The following is a 1,739-nucleotide window of genomic DNA, read 5'->3' as shown; positions in this document are numbered from 1 at the left end:
GATGTTGTGATTTCGGGTGTCACCGTTGAGTTATATCGTAATGGTGAACTCTATGCAAAAACTAAAACCGATAAATCTGGTCTATATAACTTTAAAAATTTATTTAATGATACTTATACCGTTAAAGTTACTGAACAGGGTTTAGATAAACAACGTTATGAATTAAAGAGTGTTTCAAATACAGTAACGGGTATTACCATTGATGGAAAAACACCAAAAGTAACGGGTGATAATTTAGATTTTATTTACAAGAAAAACGGCGATGCGGCGATCACCGGTCATGTAATGGTTGATATTAACAATAATGGCACACTAGAAAATTATGTTAATAAAACAGGGGACATGGCGATACCGGATATAAACGTCAAATTATATAAATTTGATGGTTCCAATCGTACGTTTTATCGTGAAGTAAAAACGAATGCAAAAGGTTACTATAGCTTTAGTGGTATTGATTTAAATACTGATTATATTGTAGAAATTGAACCCACAAAAGGTTTTGGTGTTATTGCTAATGCAGAGGGTAACACAAATATCAATTTAAAACCGATTCACTTTGAAGATGTTGGAAAGACAGTTCAAAACCAATACTTCTTATTGGCAGGAAGTTCAAATAGTTCACCGTCAGCTGGTATAAACAGTAGTTATGCAATCAACAGCGGAATTTCTGGAAAAACCTTGTTAAATGGTAGCGATCCAGTTGAGCCAATTACTCAAGTTTTAATTGGTTTACGTGATGCAAACAATAACGAGATTGCACGTCAGTATACCAATGATAAAGGTGAATACCACTTCTATAATCTATCCCAAGGGAAGTACAGCATTAATATTGTCGCTTCACCAGATGGTTATTCATTAGTTAAAAACAGTAAAGGTACCACTCAACCAATTGATACTTTATCTGGTCTAGATTTAACTAATGTGGGTATAAAAGACAATAATTTCTATTTTAAACAAGCGAGTGATGAAGGTATTGGTGGTAAAATCTATGTTGATTATGCCGATAATAATACCGATTTTAATCAGTTAAATGAGTTTGCCTATTTACTTGATAGTGCGCTCACGTATACCGTTGAGCTACGTGACGGTTTAGATGGAACTGGTAAGCTATTAATGACCCAACAAACCGTAGATGGTGAGTATCATTTCTCTAATCTGGTGTTTGGTGATAATGCTAACTATTCTGTGGTACTGAAATTAGACGCTAATGCCGACCATGAGTTTAAACAAAGCTCAGCAGGTAACGATCCGAAACATATTGTTATTCCGGTTGCGAATTTACCAAAAAAAGGTTCACTGGATAACAATTATCTGTTGGTAGGAAAATTAAAAATCGATGGTTATGTCTGGGTTGATGAAAATGACAGCAAAGACAGACAGGGTGATGAAGGGCTTAATGGCATTAATGTGACCCTTAATTATCAGGCACCGGGTGCAACGGATTATGTCGAGCTTAAAAAGGTTAATACCGACACTTCAGGTCACTATCAGTTTGAAAAATTACCGAAAGGCGGTAACTATCAAATTAAGGTTAGCACACCAGAAGGAACGGAATTAATTGCGAACAGTGTCATAGACGGAAATAGTGATAGCTTTGAGTTTAAAACGTTAAAACAAAATGAGTTAGACAAAAGTTCAGCGTATAAATATATTGCCATGATTAAAGGTCATGTCAGCATTGATATAGACAACAGCCGAACCCACTCAGCGATTGATGCGGATTTATCCGGTTTAGCATT

General features: G+C 35.5%; 1 protein-coding gene. It reads left to right on the top strand.

The annotated features are described in order from the left end of the window. The coding region (locus tag ACGH6R_RS11115) for a collagen binding domain-containing protein (protein ID WP_411599836.1) at positions 1–1,739 on the top strand (1,739 nt) is incomplete at both ends.

This window comes from Gilliamella sp. CG13, assembly GCF_046635805.1.
Classification (GTDB): Bacteria; Pseudomonadota; Gammaproteobacteria; order Enterobacterales; family Orbaceae; genus Gilliamella; species Gilliamella apicola_I.
The sequence above is the reverse complement of the archived record's forward strand: the minus strand, read 5'-3'. Positions and strand labels throughout refer to the sequence as shown.